Origin of the sequence: Salinivibrio sp. MA427 (assembly GCF_001996115.1) — a bacterium.
In the GTDB taxonomy this organism is placed as follows: Bacteria; Pseudomonadota; Gammaproteobacteria; order Enterobacterales; family Vibrionaceae; genus Salinivibrio; species Salinivibrio costicola.
Map to the genome: position 1 here is coordinate 1 of NZ_MUFH01000468.1, position 1,329 is coordinate 1,329.

Genomic DNA, 1,329 nt, shown 5'->3' on the forward strand with positions numbered 1-1,329 from the left:
TCTCTACATTGATTTTACTTTGTGGGCTCTGGAGATATTCCGTGCGATCCGGCTCAGGCAAGGTAGCTGCATGCTCGGAGACCATGCTTTCCCAGATTGCACCGAGATTCGCAACCCTCATATATCTCTCAGCCGCATCAACTTTCGGTGATGTAGCATCCTCTGCCTGCAAAGGGGTGACCATGACAATAAACAGAGCCACCATCAACATTCTCAATCGAATCATGGTCATTCCTTATAATTTAACATTGCATTAGTGTGCATACTCGATTTCCCAAAATCGTTATCCGCACCATTTTCTACCTAATCGACTGTTCCTATCAGGACTTTCCATCTTTAATCAATACTGCTTTCCACGAATGTATGCATGCCGCCTATCTCTATTCTGGTATTCACACTATCCCCAAGCGTGAATCTGTAAACGCATGACTTATCGACTCTTTTTGTCATCCGTTCTGGGATAGTGTGAATCTGTCATGGATAAACGTACACGCTTTTGGGTGTCTCTAGCCGATAAGCGGGTTAAGCATCCAGTCTTTAGCCATGCTACCGCCGATCAGTTGTCGGCACCTAACACGCCATCGAGTTGGTAGATTTGAAGCTAGTGTATCAAGGGCTGTTTTGGTTTTCGTGCGCTATTGTCCAAAGTGTTAGATAAGCCATATTTTGTGAGATGGGTACAAGAAGTTACCTAGGGCACAGGGGGTTAGTCGTTTTGGTGGGCGTTTGTATAAGCAAGTGGAAAGAGGACTGCTAGCAGGATTGGAGTGTTGAGCATCTATCAGAGTTACTCCGCTGATTTTTTCTAATGCGAAAACGGGCGTTGTACCCGTTCCTTGTTTGACTAAGTGTTTGACTAAAAATCGGCAGGTACAAAAAAGGCGTAGTAGGTACTAACCTGCTACGCCTTGCTATAACTGGTGGCCCCTCCCAGACTTGAACTGGGGACCAATCGATTATGAGTCGACTGCTCTAACCACTGAGCTAAGGGGCCGAGTGGATTGGGATTATAGGGGAAGGCAAACAGGGTGTCTAGTTGTAAGGGGGGTCAATTCAGTATGGTTTTTGAGCACTTAGCGCAGTGGTGGCAAAACAAGCGCCGCCAGTGTGACGGCACTCATGCTTTACTTACTGAGTTCTGTGACACCACTTACTGCATGGCGGGGTCTTCGCTGTTGTCATCAGTACGCTCAGAGTCAGTGCTTGATTAACCCCTCCTGCGGTCAGAAAACCTTCAAAACGGTGTGTTAATGATTAATTGATGGCCTTTACGCTCGGTTTTGTCGCTTGCATCTTGTTGACACGCACTTTACTATCAGAGAATAATTA

Annotated in this window: 1 protein-coding gene and 1 tRNA gene; both read right to left on the reverse strand. The window is 46.2% G+C overall.

Annotated elements, in window-relative coordinates; translation table 11 throughout:
* Positions 1–226 (reverse strand): hypothetical protein (locus tag BZG79_RS15645; RefSeq protein ID WP_199878074.1); only part of this gene is annotated, 226 nt, incomplete at its 3' end.
* A 692-nt stretch (positions 227–918) separates the two neighbouring features.
* Positions 919–994: transfer RNA gene (locus BZG79_RS15650), tRNA-Ile, on the reverse strand.
* Between the last annotated feature and the right edge of the window lie 335 nt (positions 995–1,329).